Origin of the sequence: Promicromonospora sp. Marseille-Q5078 (assembly GCF_050315395.1) — a bacterium.
Taxonomy (GTDB): domain Bacteria; phylum Actinomycetota; class Actinomycetes; order Actinomycetales; family Cellulomonadaceae; genus Isoptericola.
Map to the genome: position 1 here is coordinate 1499625 of NZ_JBNPQG010000001.1, position 22095 is coordinate 1521719.

Annotated in this window: 19 protein-coding genes; 8 read left to right on the forward strand and 11 right to left on the reverse strand. The window is 74.7% G+C overall.

From position 1 onward, the window contains the following. Nucleotides 1-60: 60 nt before the first annotated feature. Nucleotides 61-1782: a malate synthase A gene (gene aceB, locus ACQFYA_RS06910; protein WP_499122451.1), complete on the reverse strand. Its 1722-nt coding sequence runs from the start codon at nucleotides 1780-1782 to the stop codon at nucleotides 61-63. A gap of 40 nt (nucleotides 1783-1822) precedes the next feature. Continuing rightward, a complete protein-coding gene (aceA, locus tag ACQFYA_RS06915) occupies nucleotides 1823-3136 on the reverse strand; it encodes an isocitrate lyase (protein ID WP_499122454.1) in 1314 nt (437 codons plus the stop codon). Between the two features lie 161 nt (nucleotides 3137-3297). On the opposite strand from aceA, the gene ACQFYA_RS06920 reads away from it, so the two are divergent. Further along, nucleotides 3298-4797, forward strand: coding sequence for a helix-turn-helix domain-containing protein (locus tag ACQFYA_RS06920; RefSeq protein ID WP_499127464.1), 1500 nt, complete (start codon nucleotides 3298-3300; stop codon nucleotides 4795-4797). A gap of 7 nt (nucleotides 4798-4804) precedes the next feature. Here ACQFYA_RS06920 and ACQFYA_RS06925 read toward each other — a convergent pair whose 3' ends face one another. Further along, nucleotides 4805-5476 carry a TetR/AcrR family transcriptional regulator gene (locus ACQFYA_RS06925; protein ID WP_499122457.1) on the reverse strand — a complete coding sequence of 224 codons (672 nt, stop codon included), beginning with the start codon at nucleotides 5474-5476 and terminating at the stop codon, nucleotides 4805-4807. Between the two features lie 122 nt (nucleotides 5477-5598). Between ACQFYA_RS06925 and ACQFYA_RS06930 the strand changes: the two genes are divergently transcribed. After that, nucleotides 5599-7026, forward strand: a complete 1428-nt coding sequence (locus tag ACQFYA_RS06930; protein ID WP_499122459.1) for an MFS transporter — start codon at nucleotides 5599-5601, stop codon at nucleotides 7024-7026. Between the two features lie 84 nt (nucleotides 7027-7110). After that, nucleotides 7111-7881: a DedA family protein gene (locus tag ACQFYA_RS06935; RefSeq protein WP_499122462.1), complete on the forward strand. Its 771-nt coding sequence runs from the start codon at nucleotides 7111-7113 to the stop codon at nucleotides 7879-7881. On the opposite strand, the gene nhaA is transcribed toward ACQFYA_RS06935, so the two are convergent. Together nhaA and ACQFYA_RS06945 are read right to left on the reverse strand one after the other, a co-directional pair. Further along, entirely contained in the window at nucleotides 7847-9199 is a 1353-nt protein-coding gene (nhaA, locus tag ACQFYA_RS06940; protein WP_499122464.1) for a Na+/H+ antiporter NhaA, read from the reverse strand. The genes ACQFYA_RS06935 and nhaA overlap by 35 nt on opposite strands. Before the next feature lie 83 nt (nucleotides 9200-9282). Further along, nucleotides 9283-9843 carry a DUF1697 domain-containing protein gene (locus ACQFYA_RS06945; protein WP_499122466.1) on the reverse strand — a complete coding sequence of 187 codons (561 nt, stop codon included), beginning with the start codon at nucleotides 9841-9843 and terminating at the stop codon, nucleotides 9283-9285. A gap of 333 nt (nucleotides 9844-10176) precedes the next feature. Here ACQFYA_RS06945 and phoH2 point away from each other — a divergent pair, with 333 nt between their 5' ends. Beyond that, on the forward strand, nucleotides 10177-11544 hold the full coding sequence (gene phoH2, locus ACQFYA_RS06950; RefSeq protein ID WP_499122469.1) for an RNA 5'-3' helicase PhoH2: 1368 nt from the start codon (nucleotides 10177-10179) through the stop codon (nucleotides 11542-11544). 92 nt (nucleotides 11545-11636) lie between these two features. Here the strand turns inward: phoH2 and ACQFYA_RS06955 are convergent, their stop codons facing one another. Then, complete coding sequence (locus ACQFYA_RS06955; protein ID WP_499122471.1) at nucleotides 11637-13007, reverse strand: FUSC family protein; 1371 nt, start codon at nucleotides 13005-13007, stop codon at nucleotides 11637-11639. Between the two features lie 69 nt (nucleotides 13008-13076). On the opposite strand from ACQFYA_RS06955, the gene ACQFYA_RS06960 reads away from it, so the two are divergent. Beyond that, complete coding sequence (locus ACQFYA_RS06960) at nucleotides 13077-13565, forward strand: MarR family winged helix-turn-helix transcriptional regulator (RefSeq protein ID WP_499122473.1); 489 nt, start codon at nucleotides 13077-13079, stop codon at nucleotides 13563-13565. A 178-nt stretch (nucleotides 13566-13743) separates the two neighbouring features. On the opposite strand, the gene ACQFYA_RS06965 is transcribed toward ACQFYA_RS06960, so the two are convergent. Continuing rightward, nucleotides 13744-15180: a class II fumarate hydratase gene (locus tag ACQFYA_RS06965; protein ID WP_499122476.1), complete on the reverse strand. Its 1437-nt coding sequence runs from the start codon at nucleotides 15178-15180 to the stop codon at nucleotides 13744-13746. 83 nt (nucleotides 15181-15263) lie between these two features. On the opposite strand from ACQFYA_RS06965, the gene ACQFYA_RS06970 reads away from it, so the two are divergent. After that, nucleotides 15264-15812 (forward strand): DUF1697 domain-containing protein, encoded by a 549-nt coding sequence (locus ACQFYA_RS06970; protein ID WP_499122477.1) that lies wholly within the window; start codon nucleotides 15264-15266, stop codon nucleotides 15810-15812. A gap of 61 nt (nucleotides 15813-15873) precedes the next feature. Here ACQFYA_RS06970 and ACQFYA_RS06975 read toward each other — a convergent pair whose 3' ends face one another. The 3 genes from ACQFYA_RS06975 to ACQFYA_RS06985 are packed head-to-tail and all read right to left on the reverse strand — an operon-like array spanning nucleotide 15874 to nucleotide 17749. Further along, nucleotides 15874-16512, reverse strand: a complete 639-nt coding sequence (locus ACQFYA_RS06975) for a carbonic anhydrase (protein WP_499122479.1) — start codon at nucleotides 16510-16512, stop codon at nucleotides 15874-15876. Then, a complete protein-coding gene (locus ACQFYA_RS06980) occupies nucleotides 16509-17450 on the reverse strand; it encodes a carbohydrate kinase family protein (protein ID WP_499122480.1) in 942 nt (313 codons plus the stop codon). Before ACQFYA_RS06980 ends, ACQFYA_RS06975 begins: the two co-directional genes overlap by 4 nt. Then, the gene (locus ACQFYA_RS06985; protein WP_499122482.1) at nucleotides 17447-17749 is read right to left on the reverse strand and encodes an exodeoxyribonuclease VII small subunit; all 303 of its coding nucleotides are present in this window, start codon (nucleotides 17747-17749) and stop codon (nucleotides 17447-17449) included. Before ACQFYA_RS06985 ends, ACQFYA_RS06980 begins: the two co-directional genes overlap by 4 nt. Before the next feature lie 100 nt (nucleotides 17750-17849). Here ACQFYA_RS06985 and ACQFYA_RS06990 point away from each other — a divergent pair, with 100 nt between their 5' ends. After that, the gene (locus ACQFYA_RS06990) at nucleotides 17850-19469 is read left to right on the forward strand and encodes an ABC-F family ATP-binding cassette domain-containing protein (RefSeq protein ID WP_499122485.1); all 1620 of its coding nucleotides are present in this window, start codon (nucleotides 17850-17852) and stop codon (nucleotides 19467-19469) included. Nucleotides 19470-19591: 122 nt separating this feature from the next. On the opposite strand, the gene xseA is transcribed toward ACQFYA_RS06990, so the two are convergent. After that, nucleotides 19592-20884, reverse strand: a complete 1293-nt coding sequence (gene xseA / locus ACQFYA_RS06995; RefSeq protein ID WP_499127465.1) for an exodeoxyribonuclease VII large subunit — start codon at nucleotides 20882-20884, stop codon at nucleotides 19592-19594. A 72-nt stretch (nucleotides 20885-20956) separates the two neighbouring features. Here xseA and ACQFYA_RS07000 point away from each other — a divergent pair, with 72 nt between their 5' ends. Continuing rightward, nucleotides 20957-22000, forward strand: a complete 1044-nt coding sequence (locus ACQFYA_RS07000) for a 4-hydroxy-3-methylbut-2-enyl diphosphate reductase (RefSeq protein ID WP_499122488.1) — start codon at nucleotides 20957-20959, stop codon at nucleotides 21998-22000. Nucleotides 22001-22095: the final 95 nt, after the last annotated feature.

Genomic DNA, 22095 nt, shown 5'->3' on the forward strand with positions numbered 1-22095 from the left:
CGGTTGCGCTCGTTCCGAGACGTGAGAACGAGCGCAACCGCATGCTCGGCAGGTCCGAGGTCAGCCGGCGAGGTACCGGGCGTACGCGCCGGTGGTGAGGAACGGCGGGAAGTCCTCCCCGAGCGCGACCTCGCGGAACAGGGACACGGCGTCGTCGAAGCGGTCGCCGGAGGACCGGGGGAGCCCGCGGAGCACGTCGCGCAGCACGGCCTCGCAGCGCACCCGGGTGATCGGCAGGCCGTCCTCCGTCGTCGTGCCCGAGGCCACCCACTGCCACACCTGCGACCGGGAGATCTCGGCCGTGGCGGCGTCCTCCATGAGGTGGTCGATCGCTGCCGCACCCACGCCCCGCAGCCACGACTCGACGTACCGCACGCCCACCGACACGTTCGTGCGCAGCCCCGCCGCGGTGACCGTCGCGCCGGAGCGCCGGGCCGACGCGACGTCGAGCAGGTCCGCCTGGCCCACCTCGACGTCGTCCCGCAGCCGGTCCACCTGGTGGTCCCGGTCGCCGAGCACCTCGTCGAAGGCGCCGCGCGCCACCTCGACCAGGTCGGGGTGCGCCACCCAGGTGCCGTCGAAGCCGTCGTGGGCCTCGCGGGTCTTGTCGGCCCACACCTGCTCGACGGCGCGCTCGGTCACCTCGGGGGAACGGCGGTCGGGGACGAAGGCGCTCATCCCGCCGATGGCGTGCGCCCCGCGCTTGTGGCACGTGGCGACGAGCAGCTCGGCGTACGCCCGCATGAACGGCGCCGTCATCGTCACCTGGCCCCGGTCGGGCAGCACGTACGACGACCCCCGCGTGCGGAAGCACTTGATGACGCTGAACAGGTAGTCCCACCGCCCCGCGTTGAGCCCGGCGCAGTGGTCGCGCAGCTCGTAGAGGATCTCCTCCATCTCGAACGCGGCCGGCAGCGTCTCGATGAGCACCGTGGCGCGGACGGTGCCGCGCGGGATGCCGAGCGCGTCCTGCGCCGCCTCGAAGACCTCGTTCCACAGCCGCGCCTCGCGGTAGCCCTCCAGCTTCGGCAGGTAGAAGTACGGGCCCCGCCCGCGGGAGACCAGCTCCTGCGCGTTGTGGAACAGGTACAGGCCGAAGTCGACCAGCGTGCCCGACGCCGGCTGCGTCGACCCGTCCGGGCCGGTGTAGGCCAGGTGGGACTCGAACAGGTGCCAGCCGCGCGGCCGGAAGACGATCGTCGGCAGCTCGGTGAGGTCGGTGGAGCGCAGCGCGTACCGCTTGCCCGCCGCGCCGGTGAAGGTGAGCGTGCCGCGGATCGCGTCGTGCAGGGCGAGCTGGCCCTCCACCACGTTGCGCCACGTCGGCGACTGCGCGTCCTCGGCGTCGGCCAGCCAGCACCGTGCCCCCGAGTTCAGCGCGTTGATCGTCATCTTCGGGTCCGTCGGGCCCGTGATCTCGACGCGGCGGTCGCTCAGCCCCGGCGCCCCCGCCGCGCCGGCGACCCGCCAGGACGGGTCGTCGCGCACCGGCCGGGTGGCCGGGTGGAAGTCCGGGTCGTCGCCGTCCGCGATGCGCCGCATGCGGCGCTGCCGCTCGAGGAGCAGGGCGGTGCGGTCGTCGGCGAACCGGTCGTGCAGCATCGCCAGGAACGCTAGCGCCTCCGGGGTGAGGATCTCCTCGTCGCGCGGCCCGAGCGGGGCGGTGACCGTGACGTGACCCTCCGCGAGCGACGTCCCGCCCCAGACGAACGGGTCGGTCGCGGTGTCGGCGAGGGGCGTCGCCGTGGACGGGCTGGTGGTCGGGGGAGCGAGCGTGGTCATGACGTGCCTCCGGTCGGTGCGGGCGGGGCGGGGGGACGGGCTAGAACTGGGCGGACTCGGTGGAGCCGGCGAGCGCGAGGGTGGCGGCGTCGGGGTTGAGCGCCGTCGACACGCGGTCGAAGTAGCCGGTGCCGACCTCGCGCTGGTGCTTCGTGGCGGTGTAGCCGCGGTCCTCGGCGGCGAGCTCGGCCTCCTGGAGCCGCACGTACGCGGACATCTGCTCGCGGGCGTACCCGTGCGCGAGGTCGAACATCGAGTAGTTGAGGGCGTGGAAGCCGGCCAGGGTGATGAACTGGAACGTGAAGCCCATCGCGCCGAGCTCGCGCTGGAACTTCGCGATGGTGTCGTCGTCCAGGTGCTTCTTCCAGTTGAACGACGGCGAGCAGTTGTAGCTCAGCATCTGGTCGGGGAAGTCCGCCTTGACCGCCTCGGCGAACGTGCGCGCGACCTCGAGGTCGGGGGTGCCGGTCTCCATCCAGATCAGGTCGGCGTACGGCGCGTACGCCTTGGCCCGGGCGATGCACGGCTCGATGCCGTTGCTGACCTCGTAGAAGCCCTCGCCCGTGCGTCCGCCGGTGAGGAACCGGCGGTCGCGCTCGTCGACGTCGGACGTGAGCAGGGTGGCGGCCTCGGCGTCGGTGCGGGCGATCACCACCGACGGCACGTCGGCGACGTCGGCCGCGAGGCGCGCCGCGTTGAGCGTGCGCACGTGCTGCTGCATCGGGACGAGCACCTTGCCGCCGAGGTGGCCGCACTTCTTCTCGCTGGCGAGCTGGTCCTCCCAGTGCACGCCCGCGGCGCCCGACGCGATCATCGACCGCATCAGCTCGTAGGCGTTGAGCGGGCCGCCGAACCCGGCCTCGGCGTCGGCCACGATCGGGGCGAGCCAGTCGCGCGTCGCCGCGCCGTTCTCGGACACGTCGATCTGGTCCGCGCGCAGCAGCGCGTTGTTGATGCGGCGCACCACGGCCGGCACCGAGTTCGCCGGGTAGAGCGACTGGTCGGGGTAGGTCTGGCCCGCGAGGTTCGCGTCGCCCGCGACCTGCCAGCCCGAGAGGTAGATGGCCTGGAGGCCGGCCTTGACCTGCTGCACGGCCTGGTTGCCGGTCAGCGCGCCGAGCGCGTTGACGAAGTCCTCGTCGTGCAGCTGCCGCCACAGGCGCTCGGCGCCGCGCCGGGCCAGGGTGTGCTCCTCGCCCACGGAGCCCCGCAGCGCGACGACGTCCTCGGCGGAGAAGGTGCGCTCGACGCCCGCCCAGCGGGGGTCGGTCGCCCACTGCTCGGCCAGGTCGGCGGCGGTCTGCGTCTGGTCGCCGGTGGAGCCGGTGGTGCGGGGCTCGAGGATCGCGGTCATGTCGTGCCTCTCTCGTCTCTCGTCGTGGGGCGACCACGGGGGCCGCCGTCGTCCTTGACCACGACCCTGGCCCGGCGCAGCACCCCTCGGCCAGGAATCCGGAGCAGAAGTTCTGGACTTCTTCTCCTGGACGGAAGGTGTGGCACGTGTCACCCTCGAGCATGGCGATCTCGACCGACCCGCGGCCCGGTACCCGGGACGACGCGGCGCTGCCCATCGATCAGGAGGCCGACGCGCTCACGATCGGCCGCCGCATCCGGCACCTGCGCACCCGCCGCGGCATGACCCTGGAGCAGCTCGGAGAGGCCATCGGACGTGCGCCGTCGCAGGTCTCGATGCTGGAGAACGGCAAGCGCGAGCCCACGATCGCGCGCCTGCAGGCGGTGGCGCGCGCTCTCGGCGCGAGCGTCGAGGACCTGCTCTCCGCGGAGGCGCCGTCGCACCGCGACGCGCTCGAGATCGAGCTGGAGCGGGTGCAAAGGGGCTCGCTCTTCTCCGCGCTCGGCGTGCGGCCCGTGAAGGTGGGCAAGTCCCTGCCGACGGACGCGCTCGAGGCGATCGTCGGGCTGCAGCGCGAGCTGGAGCGTCTGCACTCCGAGCGCGCGCTCACCCCGGAGGAGGCGCGCCGGGCCAACACCGAGCTGCGCGCCGACATGCGCGCGCAGGACAACTACTTCCCCGACCTGGAGATCGTCGCGCGCGACCTGCTCGACGACGTGGGGCACGGCCGCGGCCCGCTGCCGCAGCGAGCGGCGGGGGAGCTGGCCGCGCACCTCGGCTTCTCGATCCACTACGAGCCGGACCTGCCGCAGTCCACCCGTGCCGTCATCGACCAGCGGCACCGCCGCGTCTACCTGCCCAGCAACGGGATCCGCGGCAGGTCCGACGCGCGGTCGGCCGTGCTGCAGGCGCTCGCCTCGCACGTGCTGGAGCACGCCGAGCCGCGCGACTACCGGGAGTTCCTGCGCCAGCGCGTCGAGGCCAACTACCTGTGCGCCGCGCTGCTCGTGCCCGAGCGCGAGGCGGTGAAGCAGCTGCGCGAGGCCAAGGACGCGCGGACGATCTCGCTGGAGGACCTGCGCGACGCGTTCGCCGTGTCGTACGAGACGGTGGCCCACCGGTTCACGAACCTGGCCACCCGGCACCTCGGCATCAAGGTGCACTTCATGAAGGTCCACGAGTCGGGGTCCATCCACAAGGCGTACGAGAACGACGGCGTCCGGTTCCCGTCCGACCCGCTGGGCACCGTCGAGGGGCAGCACGTGTGCCGGCACTGGACCGCGCGCCAGGTGTTCGGCGTCACCGACCGGCTCAGCCCGTACTACCAGTACACCGACACCCCGACGGGCACCTACTGGTGCACGTCGCGCGTGACGGACACGGCCGACGGCCGGTTCTCGGTGAGCGTCGGCGTGCCGTACGCGCAGGTCAAGTGGTTCCTGGGGCGCGAGACCACGGCCCGCAGCACGTCCCGGTGCCCCGACGAGAGCTGCTGCCGCCGCCCGGACGAGCCGCTCGCGCGGCGCTGGGACGGGCACGCGTTCCCCAGCGCCCGCCCGCACGCGTCGATGCTGGCGGCGATGCCGTCGGGTGCGTTCCCGGGCGTCGACACCACCGAGGTGTACGAGTTCCTCGAGCGGCACGCCCCGGCCGACGGCTGACCGCGCGTCAGTCGTGCCAGGCGCCCACCCAGTGGTCCCAGCGCGGCCCGTCGTCGAGCCCGGCGCCGTCGCCCGCCCGGGCGCGCAGGCCGGCCAGGACGAGCCCGAGGTAGCGCAGGTGCAGGGCGTCCGCCTCGGCGCGGGCGAACGGCAGCGACGGCCGCAGGTGGAGCAGGAGCTGCATCACGTCGGCGGTGGTGAACCCGGCGGGCAGCACGCCGGACGCGCGGTCGTGCGCGACCAGGCGGTCGAGGGCGGCGTGCAGGTCGTCCGTGGCGGCCGCGAGGTCGGCCGGTAGCGGTCCGGTCGCGCCGGTCGGTCGCAGGATCGGCCCCGTGGCGCCCGTGATCTGCCGCGCGAGGAACGTACCCACCCCGCCGTCGCCGGCGTTCCCCGGCGCCGCCGCCTCCACCTCGTCGGCGACCTCGGCCGCGAGCCGGGCCGCCTCGCGGACGCCGTGCACGCGCAGTGCCTCGACCAGCGCGTCCTTGGTGGGGTAGCGGCGGTAGACCGAGCCGACGCCGACGCCGGCGTGCCGGGCGACGTCGGCCATCGAGGCGCCGTGGCCCTGGGCGGAGAACACCTCGCGGGCGGCGGCGAGCACCGCGGTGTCGTTGGCGCGCGCCTCTCGCTTCCGGCCGGGCAGCGGACGGTCGGCGGGATCGGCGGGGGAGGGCATGGGCACACGGTAGCCCGCGGCCCGATGCTATGGTGAATCGGAACGAGCATTCCGTTCCGTTTCGACTCGGCCCGCGCGACGAGGCGCAGCCACCCCTCACCACACAGAGAGCGAGCACTCCCGTGCCTCCGACCAGCCCGGCGCCCGACGGCGTCCCCGGCCCGCCGACCGACGCCACCGTCGTGCGCCACCCGGGCCGCATGACCTTCGCGCTGAGCGCCGCTGTCCTCGCGTTCTCGCTGATGCAGACGCTCGTCGTGCCGGCGCTGCCGACGCTCGGCCGCGAGCTCGGCGCCACCGCGCAGGGCACCGGGTGGATCCTCACCGCCTTCCTGCTCGCCGGCGCCGTGCTGGCGCCGGTGGTCGGCAACCTCGGTGACCGCTTCGGCCACCGCCGCGTGCTGCTCGGCACGATCCTCGTGTTCGCCGCCGCCACCCTCGCGGCGGCCGCCGCCCCGAACCTCGGCGTGCTGCTCGCGGCGCGCGTCGTCCAGGGCGTGAGCACCGCGACGTTCCCGCTCGCCCTCGCGATCGCCCGGTCCACGCTGTCCGGCCCCCGCCTCGCCGCCGCCTTCGGCTGGATCCCCGGCATGATCGGCCTCGGCGCGGGCACGGCGCTCGTGGTCGGCGGCGTCGTCGTCGACGCCCTGTCGTGGCGCTGGCTGTTCGTGCTGGGCGCCGTCCTGATCCTCCTCTCCGCCGGCCTCGTCGCCGCCTGGGTGCCGCGGGGCGGCGCGCCGGCGGTGCAGCGACGCACCGACTGGGCCGGGATCGCCCTGATCGCCGGCGCGCTCGTGGGCGTGCTGCTCGCGGTCTCCCAGGGCGGCACCTGGGGCTGGGGCTCGCCCCGGACGCTCGGCGTGGGCGCCGCGGGCCTGGTGCTGCTCGTCCTCCTGGTGGTCGTCGAGCTGCGCACCGCGGCGCCGGTCGTCGACGTGCGGACGTTCCGCCACGGCCCGATCGTGCTCGTCAGCCTCCTGACCGTCGCCGTCGGGTTCGTGCCCTACGTGTGCTACGTCGCCCTGCCGCTGCTCATGCAGGCGCCTGCGAGCACGGGCTACGGGCACGGGCTGAGCGTGACCGGCTCGGGCCTCGCCATGCTGCCGAGCGCCGTCCTCGTGTTCCTGGGCGGGCGGCTGACCCCGGTGCTGGTGCGGCGCATCGGCCCCGGACTCACCGGAGCGGCGGCCGCCGCGGTCATGGCCGTGGGGGCCGTCGGGATCGCCCTGTGGCCCGCCACGCCGTGGGCCGTCGTCGTCGCGTTCGCGGTGCTCGGCCTCGGCAACGGCATCGGCTATGCGATCTGCGCCCAGCTCGTCGTCACGTGGTCGCCGCCCACGGAGACCGGCGCGGCGACCGGCCTGAACAGCGTGGTCCGCACCGTGGGCTCGGCGGCCGCGGCGCCCGTGGTGACGGCCCTGCTCGCCGCGACCACGACGGATCCCGCGGGTGCGTTCTCCGCCGCGTTCTGGGTGGCGACGGCGGTGAGCGTCGTCGGCGTGCTGGTCGCGCTGACGCTCGTGGCGCGCTCGCGCCGGACGGCGGCCTGACCCGCGCGCTCAGGGTTCCCCCAGGGTCGAACCGGGGGCACACCCCATGGTCGCGGGCGTGCCCGGCGCCGGAGGGTGGGAGGCATGATCGACGCGATCGCCTCCCTGTGGGCCCAGCTGGAGAGCACGCTGTTCGCGCTCGTCTCCTCCGCCTGGGCGTTCCCGGCGCTCTTCGTGTCCACGGCCGCCGACGGCTTCTTCCCGCCGGTGCCCGGCGAGACGGTGATCATGATGCTGGCGGTGGGCGCCGAGACGGGGCAGGGGGTCAACCTTGCGCTCGTCGTGCTCGTGGCGGCGCTGGGCGCGTGGTGCGGCGACCAGGTGGCCTACGCGCTCGGGCGACGGCTCGGCACGTCCCGGGTGCCGTTCCTGCGCGGGCCGCGCGGTCAGCGCGCCGTGGCCTGGGCGGCCCGCTCGTTCCAGCGGCGCGGCGCGTCGGTCGTGCTCGGGGCGCGGTTCGTACCGGTGGGGCGCATGGCGGTCAACGTCACCGCGGGCGCCGTCGGGTTCTCCCGCCGCCGCTTCATGGCGCTGTCGGCCGTGGCGTCCCTCGCGTGGGCGGGCTGGTCCGTGCTCCTCGGGGTGGTGGCGGCGCAGTCGCTCGGCGACCGGCCGCTGCTGGCGGTCGCGGTCGGGATCGTCGTCGGCACCGTCCTGGGCTTCGTCGTCGACCGGGTCCTGACGGCCTGGGGCGCCCGGGCCGCCGCGACCCGGGCGAGCCTCGCCGACGCCGCGGCACGCGCCGACGTCCGGGAGCCCGCGCTCGCGTGCGCCGGCGGGCCGGGCCTGCCGGCGCGGGCCGCCGACGCCGCGGGCGCCCTCAGTGGTCCCGGCGGTCCTTCTCGTCCCCGATGAAGTCCGCGACGGCGTCGTCGACGCCGTCGAGGTTCATGTCGGGGGTGCGCGCCCGGCGCGAGTCCCAGCGCAGCGTCACCGCGCCGAGCACGGCGGCGATGACCGACCCCAGGAGGATCGCCGCCTTGGCTCCCTCGGTGTGCTCGGACGCGTGGCCGAACGACAGCTCGGACACGAGCAGCGCCACGGTGAACCCGATGCCGGCGAGGAAGCCGACCGGCAGGAGGTCGCGGACGCCGATGCCCTGCGCGAGCCGCAGGGGCGTGAAGCGCGTGACCAGCGCCGTCGTGCCGAGCACGCCGATGAGCTTGCCGACCACGAGGCCCACCGTGATGGCCGGTACCACCGGCTGTCCCAGGATCTCGGCCACGCCGCCGCCGTCGACGAGGTTCACGCCCGCCGCGAAGAACGCGAAGACCGGGAGCGCGACGCCCTGCGACCACGGCCGGACGGCGGACTCGTAGCGGTGGGTGCGGGGCTCGGCCTCGCCGTGGGCCGGGCGCGCGGCGACGGTGAAGCCCATGAGCACCCCGGCGACGGTCGCGTGCACGCCCGACGAGTGCATGAACGCCCACGCCACCACGAACAGCGGGACCAGCAGCCACCAGCGCGGGGCGCGCGAGCGTACGTACCAGCCGAAGACGGCGATCGTCACGAGCGAGGCCGCGAGGTAGCCGAAGCTGAGGTGCTCGGTGTAGAAGATCGCGATCACGATGATCGCCAGGAGGTCGTCGACCACGGCGAGGGTCAGCAGGAAGGTCCGGACCGCGATCGGCAGCCCCTTGCCGAAGACGGCGAGGACGCCGAGCGCGAACGCGATGTCCGTGGCGGTCGGGATCGCCCAGCCGCCCAGCGCGCCGGGCTCGCCGAGCGCGACCACGACGACCGCGTAGATGATGGCGGGGACCGCCATGCCACCCACGGCGGCGAGCATCGGCACGCCCGCCTCCTTCGGGCTGCGGAGGCTGCCGGCGACGAACTCGTGCTTGAGCTCGACGCCGACGACGAAGAAGAAGATCGCGAGCAGGCCGTCGGCGGCCCACTCTGCGACGGTGAGGTCCAGGTGGACCGGGACCGGGCCGATGGCGTCGATGCCGACCATCGCCTCGGAGAGGGAGAAGTACCAGTCGCGCCACGGCGCGTTCGCACAGATCAGCGCGAGGACGGCTGCCGCGATGAGGAGCGCGCCCCCGGTGGTCTCACGGGAGGCGAAGCGGCGCAGCCGGGCGCCGACGGACGGGGTGGTGGTCTCGGAGCTCAGGGCGTTCTCCTGTCGGGTCGTGGGTCGATCGTCTCCCGGCGTTGCAGCCGGTGCCACCGACCAGACTTCCCGGCTCACCGCGGGCCAGCCTAACGGCCGGCGGGAGGTGGGGCGGTCGGCGGGTGGGTCGTGGCGGTCCGTCAGGTCGCGTCGCGGGCCATCGCGACCAGCCGCGCCAGGGTGTTCCAGTTCCGGCCCGTGGTCCAGGTGCCCGCGGCGCGGTCGATCGCGGCGGAGGTGAGCCGCGAGCGGCCGATGCCGTCGACGTAGTCCACGTAGAGCACGCCGCCGGCCACCACGAACCGTTCGGGGCGCCCCTCCGCGAGCCGAGCGACGCCCTCGGCGTCGACGGGGTCGGGGCCGAGGTGCACCTGCACGTGGGACGGATGGTCCGCGGTGGCGTCGGGGAAGGGGTCGGCGTCGAGGATCTCGGCGGCCCGACCCGCCGTCAGCGCGACGGCGCGCACGTCGCCGCCGAGGTGCGTCGCGAGGGCCGCCGCGACGCGGTCGGCGACCGCGTCGTCGCCCGGGGACCCCGTGGCGACGAGGTTGCCGCTGTTGGCGTACGTGCGGGCGTCGGCGAGGCCCGCGGCGGCGGCCGACTCGCGCAGGTCGGCGGCGCCCACCCGCCGCGAACGGCCCAGGTTCACGCCGCGCAGGAGGACGACGTAGGCGGTGCGGGCGGGGGCGGAGGACGGCATGGGTCCATCGTGCTCGCGGCGCCGGCGTGCGTCGCGGCGGGGTCGGGCGTGTGAACGGCGGGTGACAAGTTCCCGACCCGCCGCGGCAGGGGTGGTGGCGAGAATCACAGCGTCGTAGTTTGGCGCCAGGGACGGTGTCCAGCCGTCCTCCGGGAGGCCAGCCGATGGGGTTCACGCTCCGTGCGGGAGGGCCGGCACCGGCCCCGCGCCGTACGGCGCCCACGGCCGGTCGCCTGCCCACCACCAGATCGCCCCTGCCCGGTCCGGACCGTCCAGGTCCGGCCGCCGGGTCCGGGGGCGGCGACGGCGCCGAGGCGCCGGAGGGAGCTCGCCGTGGCCCGCAAAGCACCCGTTCCTGAGCAGGACACCGCCGACGCCGACGGCACCGCCCGTCGCACGTTCGTCGTCGACACGTCCGTGCTGTTGTCCGATCCCCGCGCGATCCACCGGTTCGCCGAGCACGACGTCGTCCTGCCGGTCGTCGTCGTCACCGAGCTGGAGGCCAAACGGCACCACGCCGAGCTCGGCTACTTCGCCCGCAGCGCGCTGCGGATGCTCGACGAGCTGCGCATCAAGCACGGCCGCCTCGACGCCCCGATCCCCGTCGGCGACTCCGGCGGCACGCTGCGTGTGGAGCTCAACCACACGGACCCGCAGGTGCTGCCCGCGGGCTTCCGGCTGGGCGACAACGACACGCGGATCCTGTCGGTCGCGGCGAACCTCGCGGCGGAGGGCCGCGACGTCACCGTGGTCTCCAAGGACCTGCCGATGCGGGTCAAGGCCTCGGCCGTGGGCCTGCGCGCGGAGGAGTACCGCCACGAGCTCGCCGTCGACTCCGGCTGGACCGGGATGCGTGAGGTCGACGTCGCCGACGAGCAGGTGGCGACGCTGTACGAGGGGAGCGAGGTCGAGCTGGCGGCCCTCGACCCGGAGGTGGTGGAGGCGGCGTCCCCGCTGCTGTGCCACACCGGCCTGGTGATCCACTCGCCCGGCGGCTCCGCGCTCGGCCGGGTGACCGCCGACAAGACGATCCGCCTGGTGCGGGGCGACCAGGACGTGTTCGGCGTGCACGGGCGCTCCGCGGAGCAGCGCATCGCGATCGACCTGCTGCTGGACCCCGACGTCGGGATCCTGTCGCTCGGCGGTCGCGCCGGTACGGGCAAGTCGGCGCTCGCCCTGTGCGCCGGGCTGGAGGCGGTGCTCGAGCGGCGGCAGCACCGCAAGATCCTCGTGTTCCGGCCGCTGTACGCCGTGGGCGGTCAGGAGCTGGGCTACCTGCCCGGGTCCGAGTCCGAGAAGATGAACCCCTGGGCCCAGGCCGTGTACGACACGCTCGGGGCGCTGGTCTCCCCGGAGGTCCTCGACGAGGTGATCGACCGGGAGATGCTCGAGGTGCTGCCCCTCACGCACATCCGCGGGCGCTCGCTGCACGACGCGTTCGTGATCGTCGACGAGGCCCAGTCCCTCGAGCGCAACGTGCTCCTCACGGTGCTCTCGCGTATCGGGCAGCAGTCGCGCGTGGTGCTCACCCACGACGTCGCGCAGCGCGACAACCTGCGGGTGGGCCGACACGACGGCGTCGCGGCCGTGATCGAGGCGATGAAGGGGCACCCGCTGTTCGCGCACGTGACCCTGACCCGCTCGGAGCGGTCGCCCGTCGCAGCCCTCGTCACCGAGATGCTGGAGTCGCTGGAGATCTGATCGCGGCCGCCGGCCGGACCCGGTGGTCGAGCCGGACCCGGTGGTCGAGCCTGACCCGGTGGTCGAGCCTGTCGAGACCGGTGTCGACAGGCTCAACCACCGGGTCGGCGCGGGTGCACCAGGACGACGGCGAGCACGCCGAGCGCGGCGCCGAGCACGGTGTCGAGCGCGCGGGAGGCGGCGATGCCCGCGGGGTCGACGGCGCCGCCGAGCGACGTCATGAGCAGCGCCATCGGCGTGATCGTGAGCATCGCGAGGCCGTAGTGGCGCCCCACGACGACCTCCGTGACGACCTGCAGCACGACCACGACGACGCAGGTGGCGGCGAACGACAGGTGGGCGGCGAGCAGCGGCCAGGCGAGAAGCGCGCCGAGCACGGTGCCGCCGCCGCGCTGCAGGGCGCGGACCACGGCGTGGTGGGTGGTGGCTCCCTGCAGGGTCGCGGTGGCCCCCAGCTGCGCCCAGGCCGGATGGCTGAGCCCGGAGGCGAGCGTCACCGCGCCGCTGACGACGCCGGCCACCAGGACGCGGACGCCGGCGAGGCGCCAGCCGCTCGTCGCCCAGGTCGCGCGGGCGTCGTCGCGCAGGCGTCGCCGCGCCGGCAGGGCGTCGGCAGGGGTCGACGGGCGGGTGATCGTCCCCTCGGGCGCGGTCGGGCCGAGGGCCGCGGCGACCGCGGCCAGCTCGGCGGCGAGGACGCGCGCCGTGTCGCGGGTGCGCCGGTGCGACAGGTCGTCGGCGAGGACCTCGCGGGCCCGGGCGACGGCGGCCGCGGCGGTCCTCGCGGCATTCGTCGCGGCGTCCGGCACGGCGTCGGGGTCGGTGTCGAGCGACCTCCGCACCGCGTCGGCTGCCCGGCGCACGGCCAGGCGGGCCGGGGCGCTCGGGCGCACGAGATAGCCGCTCATCCCGACGGCCCAGGCGATCATGGCCCCGAGCGCGAACGCCGTGCCGCGCTCCGCGACGTCGGACCAGGCCAGCGGCCCGACCATGCCGCCCGCGGCGGCGAAGACGACGATGGTCGCCCCCGGGGGACCGGTCCGCACCAGCGCGCAGAGCGCCGTCGCGACCCCGGCGATCAGCGCCACCACCGTGAGGACGACGAGCGAGGGCATCCCGGCGGCGGCCAACGACGCGGTGAGCACGAAGGCGACCGTGAAGCCGACCGCGACGCCGGCCAGCAGCGCGGCGCGGCGCCGGTAGGGCTCGTACCGGCCGTACAGGATCGTGAGCGCCCCGAGGGAGGCGAACCCGGCCAGGTCGGTGCGGCCGGCCGCGGCGCTGAGGGCCAGCACGACCGCCGCCGTAGCGCCGACGCGCAGCGCCGCGGCGAGCGTGGCGTCGGCGGGGTTGACGCGCAGCGCGGCGCGCAGGTGGCCGGGGTCGAGCACGTCGCGCGCGCTGGTCAGGACGGGGGAGGGCACGGACGTCGTCGCGGAGGGTGTCGCGGGGGAGGGAGGCATTGCGGCCATGATAGTTCACAGGTAAATCATCATGGAAGTAGTACGGGTGTGACCTCTATCCTGGTCGCCGTGGACTACATCGAGCGCGTGCGCGCGCAGTGGGCCGAGCTGCTGCCCGAGGTCGACACGTCGCCGGCCGAGGTGGGCGCGCGGGTGCGCCGGATCGCGGCGCTGCTGGAGGGCGAGCTGTCCGACGATCTCGCCGGCCGCGAGGTCACTCGGGCCGAGCTCGACGTCCTGACGGCGCTGCGCCGGTCGGGGCGGCCGCTGCGCGCGGGGGAGATCACCACGATGACGGGCTCGCCCGGCGCGTCGATCACCAAGCGGCTCGACCGGCTGGGGCGCGCCGGGCTGGTGGAGCGCACGGTGCACGAGCGCGACAAGCGCGGGGTCCTGGTGGCGCTCACCGCGCGGGGCGAGGAGCTCGTGGACGAGCTGTTCCCGCGGCAGGTGGAGCACGAGCGAACCGCGCTGGCGGACCTGTCGGAGCCGGAGCGGGCCGAGCTCGGCCGACTGCTCGCGGTCGTGCTGCGGCGGCTGGACCCGCGCGACTACTAGTGCTGTGCGAGGAGGCGCCGCACGTCAGGTGGAACCCCCCAGCCCCGCGCCCCGAGGGGCGCCTCCTCGCGTACGCCGACAGTAGCAGGTGAGGTTAGCCTTACCAACCCCTATCGAGCGGTGGTTGAGCCCGTCGAAACCACGCACCGGGTTTCGACAGGCTCAACCAGCGAGAACGTCAGCCCTGCGGGGGCTTCGTCATCTTCAGCACGTCGAGGGCGGAGTCGAGCTGCTGCTCCGTGACCTCGCCGCGCTCCACGAAGCCGAGGTCGATCACGGCCTCGCGCACCGTGAGGCCCTGCTTGACCGAGTGCTTCGCGACCTTCGCGGCGGCCTCGTAGCCGATCACCCGGTTGAGCGGGGTGACGATCGAGGGCGACGACTCGGCGTAGGCGCGGGCCCGGTCCACGTTGGCGGTGATGCCGGACACCGTCTTGTCGGCCAGCACGCGCGACGCGTTGGCGAGCAGGCGGATCGACTCGAGGACGCCCTGCGCGATGACCGGGATCTGCACGTTGAGCTCGAACGAGCCGCTGGCGCCGGCCCACGCGACCGTGGCGTCGTTGCCGACCACGCGCGCGGCGACCATGAGCACGGCCTCCGGGATCACCGGGTTGACCTTGCCCGGCATGATCGAGCTGCCCGGCTGCAGGTCGGGGATCGCGATCTCGCCCAGGCCGGTGTTCGGGCCGGAGCCCATCCAGCGCAGGTCGTTGCAGATCTTGGTGAGCGACACCGCGATGGTGCGCAGCGCGCCCGAGAGCTCGACGAGGCCGTCGCGCGCCGACTGCGCCTCGAAGTGGTCGCGCGCCTCCGTCAGCGGCAGGCCCGAGTCCTCGCGCAGCAGCTCGATGACGCGCTGCGGGAAGCCGGCCGGGGTGTTGATGCCGGTGCCGACGGCGGTGCCGCCCAGCGGGACCTCGGCCGCGCGGGGCAGCGCCGTCTCGACCCGCTCGATGCCGTAGCGGATCGCCGCGGCGTAGCCGCCGAACTCCTGGCCCAGGGTCACGGGGGTGGCGTCCATGAGGTGCGTGCGGCCCGACTTCACGACCGTCGCGAACTCCTCGGACTTCGCGGCCAGCGCGTCGGCCAGGTGCCCGAGCGCGGGCACGAGGTCGTGGAGGGCCCCGGCCGTGGCGGCCACGTGCACCGAGGTGGGGAACACGTCGTTGGAGGACTGCGAGGCGTTGACGTGGTCGTTCGGGTGCACGTCCTTGCCGAGCGAGCGCGTGGCCAGCGTGGCGAGCACCTCGTTGGTGTTCATGTTCGACGACGTGCCGGAGCCGGTCTGGAAGACGTCGACCGGGAAGTGCGCGTCGTGGGCCCCGGAGGCGACCTCGTCGGCGGCGGCGGCGATCGCGTCGGCGACGTCCTGGTCGAGCACGCCGAGCTCGGCGTTCGCGCGGGCGGCGGCCTTCTTGATGCGCGCCAGGGCCTCGATGTGCCCGCGCTCGAGCGTGGTGCCGGAGATGGGGAAGTTCTCCACGGCCCGCTGAGTCTGCGCGCGGTAGAGCGCGTGCGCCGGGACGCGCACCTCACCCATCGTGTCGTGCTCGATGCGGTACTCGGTCTCGCCCGCGCCGGACGCGCCGGGGACGACGGTGTCGGAAGTCATGCCTCTATCGTGCCGCACCCCGGCGGGCGGTCCGTCGTGAGGCGGGTCACGTCCGTGTCGGTGCGGCACGCCACGATGGTGCGGTGACGTTCACCCACGTGGTCCTCTATCGCGCGATGAACCTGGGGCACCGCGGCAGCCCCGTGCGCGAGGTCCTCGAGCGCGCCCTGCTTGACGGCGGCGCACGCGCCGTGCGGCCGTTCCAGACGAACGGCACCGTGCTGCTCGACGCGGGGGACCACGACGGCGTCGCCGTGGCCCGGGCCGCCGCGCCGCTGCTCGCCGAGGGATGCGGCTACGCCGGGGCGGCCCTGGTGCGCCCGCTCGCCGACGTCGCCGCCGCGATCGACGGCGATCCGTTCGCGCTCACCCGCGACGAGCGCACCTACCGCGAGACGGTGACGTTCGTCGACGGCGGGGAGCCGCTGCCCGTGGACCTGCCGTGGACGGACGCGCGCGACCTGCTCGACCTCGTCGCGGCGCGCCCGGGCGTCGTGCTCGGGGTGGCGCGGGGCGGGCCGGGCGCCGGGGGCGACCCGAACTCCGCCGTCGAGCGGTTCACCGGCGGCGTCGCCACCACGCGCACCCTCGGGACCGTGCAGCGCCTGCTGGCTGCCGCCGCGCGGGCCTGACGAGTCGTCGGTCGAGCCTGTCGAGACCACGAACCGGGTTTCGACGAGCTCAACCGCCGGGTCAGTCGACCGGCTGCTCGCCGATCTCGCCGTCGACCGCGACGAGGCGCGCGCTGCCGTCGTCCAGGTCGTAGACGACGCCCACGACGGCCAGGCGGCCGGCGTCGACGGCCGCGGCGATCGCGGCCGAGTAGCCGCGCAGCAGGGCGACGGTGTGCTTGACGTGCGCCGTGCGCAGCACGTCGGGGTCGATCGGGTCCGTGAGCCCGTGCCGGCTCGTGAGCTCCGCCACGGACGGGATGACCTTGTCGACCACGGCGCGCACGAAGCCCGGGGGCTGCTCGCCCGTGCTGAGCGTGTGGGCCGTGGCCGCGACGGCGCCGCACGAGTCGTGCCCCAGCACGACCACCAGGGGCGTGCCCAGCACCTCGGTCCCGTACTCGATGGAGCCGAGCACGGTGGTGTCGACGACGTGCCCCGCCGTCCGCACCACGAAGACGTCGCCCAGGCCCTGGTCGAAGACGATCTCGGCCGCGACGCGGGAGTCCGAGCACCCGAAGATCACGGTGTGCGGGTGCTGGGAGCCGCGCAGCTCGCGGCGGCGCACGGCGTCCTGGTCGGGGTGCTCCGGCGCATCCTGCACGAACCGGGCATTACCGGCGCGCAGCCGCGCCCAGGCCTCAGTGGGGGTGGTGCTCATGCGTGTGCCTCCTGGTCGTCGACGGAATCGAGCTCGCGCTCCCACGGCGGGTTGGCGCCTGCCCGCGAGACCGTCACAGCGGCCACGGCGGCGCAGCGCTCGAGCAGGCTCGCGGTGACCGCGGTCGGGACGGCGTGGAGCGCCGCACGCCGGTCGGCACCCAGCAGGCCCGCGGACCACAGGCCGTCCAGGAGAGCGCCCATGAACGAGTCGCCCGCGCCGACCGTGTCGACCACGTCCACCCGCGGGGCCTTGACCGTCACCTCGCCGGCGGCCGTGACCGCCGTCGCGCCCTCGCCGCCGAACGTCACCACGACGACCGCCGGGCCGGACCGCTGCCAGGCACGGGCGGCGTCGAGCGGTTCAACGCCCGGGGCGAGCCAGGCCAGGTCCTCGTCGCTCACCTTCACCACGTCGGACAGCGCCACGATCTCCTCGACGCGCGGGCGCACCGAGGCGGCGTCCCCCATGATCGCGGGTCGGGCGTTCGGGTCGTAGGTGACGGTCGCGGTGCCGCGCGCCGCCGTCAGCAGGCGGTGCACCTCCGCGTCGCCGGGCGCGAGCATCGCCGCGATGGAGCCGGTGTGCACGGCCAGCGTGTCGCCGTCGACGGCCGCGCCGTCGGGCACCTGCCAGTCGAGGTCGAACTCGTAGGTGGCGGCGCCCGTGTCGTCGAGGGTGGCCTGCGCGACGCTCGTGCGCGCGGCGCCGTCGCTGCCCGGCGCGAGCTGCACGCGCGACTCGCCGAGCCACGCCCGGACGTCGTCGCCGCGCTCGTCGGGGCCGATCCAGGTGGCCAGCCGCACGTCGCGGCCGAGGCGGCCGAGGGTCAGCGCGACGTTCGCCAGGCTGCCGCCCGGGTGCTCCTCGCTCGTCCCGTCGGGGCGGTGCACGACGTCGACCAGCGCCTCGCCGACCGCGAGGACGTGCGCGCTCACGCGTCGTCCTCCTCGGTCTCGGCGACGGCGTCGTCGGAGGCGGCGGTGGCGCCCGCCTGCGCGGCCGCGAGCCGCTGCCGCGCGCCGTCGAGCCACTGCTGGCAGCGCGCCGCCAGGGCCTCGCCCCGCTCCCAGAGCGCGAGCGACGCCTCCAGCGGCTCGCTCCCCGCCTCGAGGCGGGCGACGACCTGGACCAGCTCGTCGCGCGCCTGCTCGTAGGTCAGCCCGGAGACGTCGGCGGGCAGGTCGGAGGACGCGCCGGGCGGTGCGGTCGGGGCGTCGGTGTTCGGCTCGGTCACGGGGACAGTCAACAACACCCGCCCGACAGGGTGCCGTCCGTTCCGCCCGTCGGGCGGAATTGCCTTGCGGGGCAGCGGCCGGTCGGGCAGCGTGCGCGGCATGGGTCATCTGGAGGTGGCGCACGTCGAGCACGTGCTGCCGGACGGTCGCACGCTGCTGGACGACGTCTCGTTTCGCGTCCCCGAGGGCAGCGCGACCGCCCTCGTCGGCCCCAACGGCTCCGGGAAGACCACCCTGCTGCGCCTCCTGTCGGGCGAGCTCGCACCGCAGGCCGGCGCCGTCACGGTGACCGGTGGGCTCGGCGTCATGCCGCAGTTCGTCGGATCGGTGCGCGACGCGAGCACCGTGCGCGACCTGCTCGTGTCCGTCGCCCCGCCGCGGGTCAGGGACGCCGCGCGGGCCGTCGACGCCGCCGAGCTCGCGATCATGGAGGTGGACGACGAGCCCGCGCAGATGGCGTACGCGCAGGCGCTCGCCGACTGGGCCGAGGCGCAGGGGTACGAGGCGGAGACGCTGTGGGACGTGTGCACCGTCGCCGCGCTCGGCATCCCGTACGAGCAGGCGCGGTGGCGCGAGGTGCGCACCCTGTCCGGCGGGGAGCAGAAGCGGCTCGTCCTGGAGGCGCTGCTGCGCGGCCCCGACGAGGTGCTGCTGCTCGACGAGCCGGACAACTACCTCGACGTGCCGGGCAAGCGCTGGCTCGAGGGGCAGCTGCGGGCCACCCGCAAGACCGTGCTGTTCGTCTCCCACGACCGCGAGCTGCTGGCGCGCGGCGCCGACCGCATCGTCTCTCTCGAGCCCGCGCCGTCGGGCGCCGACGCCTGGGTGCACGGCGGCGGGTTCGCCACGTTCCACGAGGCGCGGCGCGAGCGGTTCGCGCGGTTCGAGGAGCTGCGCCGGCGCTGGGACGAGAAGCACGCCCAGCTCGTGCGGCTCGTGCGCGAGCTGCGCCAGGCCGCGGCCAACAGCGACGCGCTGGCGTCGCGGTACCGGGCCGCGCAGACGCGGCTGAGCAAGTTCGAGGAGGCCGGGCCCCCGCCCGAGCCGCCGCGCGAGCAGGACATCCGCATGCGGCTGCGCGGCGGCCGCACCGGCGTGCGCGCCGTGACGTGCGAGCGGCTGGGGCTCACGGGGCTGATGCAGCCGTTCGACCTCGAGGTGTTCTACGGCGAGCGCGTCGCCGTCCTCGGCTCCAACGGGTCGGGCAAGTCGCACTTCCTGCGGCTGCTCGGCGGCGGCGACGTCGCGCACACCGGCGAGTGGCGCCTCGGCGCGCGCGTCGTGCCGGGCGTCTTCGCGCAGACGCACGCGCACCCGGAGCTGTTCGGCCGCACCCTCACCCAGGTGCTCTGGGAGGACCACGCGCGCGACCGCGGCGCGGCGATGTCCGTGCTGCGTCGCTACGAGCTGACCGTCGCCGCCGACCGCGAGTTCGACCGGCTCTCCGGCGGCCAGCAGGCGCGGTTCCAGATCCTGCTGCTCGAGCTCGCGGGCTGCACCGCCCTGCTGCTCGACGAGCCCACGGACAACCTCGACCTCGCCAGCGCCGAGGCGCTCCAGGAGGGCCTCGAGGCCTTCGACGGCACCGTGCTGGCCGTCACGCACGACCGCTGGTTCGCGCGCTCGTTCGACCGGTTCCTCGTGTTCGGCGAGGACGGCACCGTGCGCGAGACCGCCGAGCCCGTCTGGGACGAGGGGCGGGTCGCCCGCGCCCGGTGACGCTGGTCGAGCCTGTCGAGACCCGGCACCGGGTTTCGACAGGCTCAACCATCGGTCGTCCCACGTCGCAAGGCCGGGCAGGGCCGAGCTCGCCGCGGCGTTCGACCGGCTGGCGGCCCGGTTCAGCCGAGCGGCGCGGGTGCGGACGTCGCAGTGACGGCGGCGTCCAGGGCGCCCTCGGCGACGCGCACGTGCACCGCGTCGCCGGGGGTGACGTCGCGCGCCGCGCGCACCACGTGCCCGTCGCCGCGCTGCACGACGGCGTAGCCGCGGGCGAGCGTCGACTCGGGGGAGAGGGCCCGCACCTGGGCGCCCAGGCGGCCGATCTCGCCGGCCGCGCGCAGGAGGGCGGCGTCGAGCAGGTGCCGGGCGTGCCGCACATGCTGGGCGACCTCGCGCTCGCGGGCGTCGACCGTGGTCTGCGGCCGCGCGAGCACCGGCCGCGACCGCAGGGCGTCCAGGCCGTGCTGTTCGCGCTCGACCCGGGCCCCCACCGCGGCGCGCATCCGTCGTCGCGCCTGGTCGAGGCGGAGACGCTCCTCGGCGACGTCGGGCACGATCTGCTTCGCGGCGTCCGTCGGCGTCGACGCGCGGTGGTCCGCGACGAGGTCGAGCAGCGGGGCGTCGGTCTCGTGGCCGATGGCGCTGACCAGCGGCGTCGTGCAGGCCGCCGCCGCGCGCACGAGGGCCTCGTTGCTGAAGGGGAGCAGGTCCTCGACCGCACCGCCGCCGCGCGCCACGACGATCACCTCGACCTCGGGCCGCGCGTCGAGGTCGGCGATCGCGGCGCTCACCTCGCGGACGGCGTCGACGCCCTGCACCGCGACCTCGCGGATCTCGAACCGCACCTGGGGCCAGCGGGCGCGCGCGTTGACGACGACGTCGTGCTCGGCCTTGGACTCCCGCCCGCAGACGAGGCCGACGACGGCGGGCAGGAACGGCAGCGGCCGCTTGCGGTCGAGGTCGAACAGGCCCTCGGCGGCGAGCACCCGGCGGAGCTGGTCGATGCGGGCCAGGAGCTCGCCCACGCCGACCTGCCGGATCGCGGTGGCACGCATCGACAGGCGGCCGTTCTTCATCCAGAACTCCGGCTTGGCCTGCACGACGACGTGGTCGCCCACCTCGGGCTTGTGGTGCAGGCCGTCGTAGATCTTGGTGAGCACGTGCACCGGGAGCGAGGCCTCGGCGTCCGTGTCGCGCAGCGTCACGAACTGCAGCCCCGACCGCCCGCGGTACGTGTGCTCCACGACCTGGCCCTCGACCCAGACCGTCGACATCTTCGCGACGTAGTCCCGGATCTTCGCCGACAGCAGGCGCACCGGCCAGGGGCGTTCGGGGGTCGTCTCGCGAGCGAGCTCGGGCAGGGGCTGCGGCTGGGCTTGCGGCTGGGACACGTCCGACACGCGGTCCAGCATGCCGCACGCCCCCGACGGGCCCGTCAGCAGCCCGTCACAGGACGTCCACACCCGCGCACCTAGACTGGCGGCGTGACTGCGACCGCCACGGCTCCCACCAGCCCGACGACCACCAAGCGCGTGCTCCTCGCCGCGCCGCGCGGCTACTGCGCGGGGGTCGACCGCGCCGTCGTGGCGGTGGAGAAGGCGCTCGACACGTACGGCGCGCCGGTGTACGTGCGCAAGGAGATCGTGCACAACAAGCACGTCGTGGAGACGCTGCGCGACCGCGGCGCGATCTTCGTCAACGAGACCGACGAGGTGCCCGAAGGCGCCCGGCTGGTGTTCTCCGCGCACGGCGTCTCGCCCGCGGTGCGCGAGTCGGCGGCGGCCCGCAGCCTCGACACCATCGACGCCACCTGCCCCCTCGTGACCAAGGTGCACAAGGAGGCCGTGCGGTTCTCCAAGGACGACTACGACATCCTCCTCATCGGCCACACCGGGCACGAGGAGGTGGAGGGCACGGCGGGCGAGGCCCCCGACCACGTGCAGGTCGTGAACTCCCCGGACGAGGTCGACCAGGTGCAGGTCCGCGACCCGCAGAAGGTGGTCTGGATCTCGCAGACCACCCTCTCCGTGGACGAGACGATGGAGACCGTGCGACGCCTGCGCGACCGGTTCCCGGAGATGCAGGACCCGCCCAGCGACGACATCTGCTACGCCACGCAGAACCGCCAGGTCGCGGTGAAGAAGCTGGCGCCGGAGTGCGACGTCGTGATCGTGGTGGGCTCCGCGAACTCGTCGAACTCGGTGCGGCTGGTCGAGGTGGCGCTGCAGGCCGGCGCCCGCAGCGCGTACCGGGTGGACCGCGCGGCCGAGATCGAGGACGCCTGGCTCGAGGGCGCCACGACGGCCGGCGTCACCTCCGGCGCATCCGTGCCGGAGATCCTCGTGCAGGACGTCATCGCCCACCTCGACGCGCACGGCTTCGGCGCCGTCGAGGAGGTGCGCACCGCCACCGAGGACCTGATGTTCTCCCTGCCGCGCGAGCTGGCACGTGGCCTCAAGGCCGTGGGCCAGGAGGAGAAGCGCCCCCGCCGCGGCGCGCGCACCGCGCTGCCCGTCGAGCCGGCCTGACCGCCGCCGGTCGAGCTTGACCGTCGCTGGTCGAGCGTGTCGAGGCGTCGTCGGTCGAGCGTGTCGAGATGTCGTCGGTCGAGCGTGTCGAGACC

Coding starts and splice junctions, on each gene's coding strand:
- aceB (WP_499122451.1), bottom strand. CDS start 1,782: ATGACCACGCTCGCTCCCCCGACCACCAGCCCGTCCACGGCGACGCCC.
- aceA (WP_499122454.1), bottom strand. CDS start 3,136: ATGACCGCGATCCTCGAGCCCCGCACCACCGGCTCCACCGGCGACCAG.
- ACQFYA_RS06920 (WP_499127464.1), top strand. CDS start 3,298: ATGGCGATCTCGACCGACCCGCGGCCCGGTACCCGGGACGACGCGGCG.
- ACQFYA_RS06925 (WP_499122457.1), bottom strand. CDS start 5,476: ATGCCCTCCCCCGCCGATCCCGCCGACCGTCCGCTGCCCGGCCGGAAG.
- ACQFYA_RS06935 (WP_499122462.1), top strand. CDS start 7,111: ATGATCGACGCGATCGCCTCCCTGTGGGCCCAGCTGGAGAGCACGCTG.
- ACQFYA_RS06945 (WP_499122466.1), bottom strand. CDS start 9,843: ATGCCGTCCTCCGCCCCCGCCCGCACCGCCTACGTCGTCCTCCTGCGC.
- ACQFYA_RS06955 (WP_499122471.1), bottom strand. CDS start 13,007: ATGCCTCCCTCCCCCGCGACACCCTCCGCGACGACGTCCGTGCCCTCC.
- ACQFYA_RS06965 (WP_499122476.1), bottom strand. CDS start 15,180: ATGACTTCCGACACCGTCGTCCCCGGCGCGTCCGGCGCGGGCGAGACC.
- ACQFYA_RS06975 (WP_499122479.1), bottom strand. CDS start 16,512: ATGAGCACCACCCCCACTGAGGCCTGGGCGCGGCTGCGCGCCGGTAAT.
- ACQFYA_RS06990 (WP_499122485.1), top strand. CDS start 17,850: ATGGGTCATCTGGAGGTGGCGCACGTCGAGCACGTGCTGCCGGACGGT.
- xseA (WP_499127465.1), bottom strand. CDS start 20,884: ATGCTGGACCGCGTGTCGGACGTGTCCCAGCCGCAAGCCCAGCCGCAG.